Origin of the sequence: Streptomyces sp. DH-12, assembly GCF_002899455.1 — a bacterium.
Taxonomy (GTDB): Bacteria; Actinomycetota; Actinomycetes; order Streptomycetales; family Streptomycetaceae; genus Streptomyces.
In genome coordinates this window covers 1-638 of the sequence record NZ_PPFB01000008.1, presented here as the reverse complement: position 1 = coordinate 638, position 638 = coordinate 1, and the positions used below count along the sequence as shown (strand labels likewise).

Annotated in this window: 1 protein-coding gene; it reads right to left on the bottom strand. The window is 75.1% G+C overall.

The window, feature by feature from the left end; translation table 11 throughout:
- Positions 1 to 638 (bottom strand): AMP-binding enzyme (locus tag C1708_RS33580; RefSeq protein WP_133169128.1); only part of this gene is annotated, 638 nt, incomplete at both ends.

Here is a 638-nt window from a genome sequence, read left to right as displayed (position 1 = left end):
TGCGCGAACAGATCGCACACGATCTGCTCCTGCGGGGTGCGCGCGCCTCGACCGGATCCGGCCGTCGCGAACTCGGGTGCGGGCAGGGCGGCCCGGTCCAGCTTACCGTTGGCCGTCAGGGGGAGCCGGTCGAGGGGGACGATGGCCGACGGGACCATGTAGTCGGGCAGGTGGTCGCGGGTGTGCTCGCGGAGCTTGGTGACCAGGGCCCCGGTGCCGCGGCGGGCGGCGGGGTTGGTCGCCCACGTGGACAGCGGCGCGGTGGCGGCGCTGGTGGGCAGCGCGGCGTAGGTGCCGACGGGGGCGCGGCCGGACAGCAGGCTGCGATCGACGAAGACGATGTCCACGGCGTGCGTGTCCTGGGTGTTCCAGGTGACGCCGGTCCAGTAGCCGTGCTCGTCGCCCAGGGTGTGGAAGGCGTCGAGGCCGGTCGGTGACGCGGTGGGGCGGTCGGGCAGAGGTGTGCCGTCGTCGAGGGCCCGTCGCACGGCGAGTTCGTGGGCGAGGCGGGGGTTCGGGACGCCGGTCAGACGGAGTTCCGCGGGCCGCCCCTCCGCCAGCTGCTGCCTCAGAGCGGCGAGGTTGGCTTGGGCGTCGGCGTGCGCGGCCCAGGGCCGGGTGGGCGCGTCGGTGAGGGG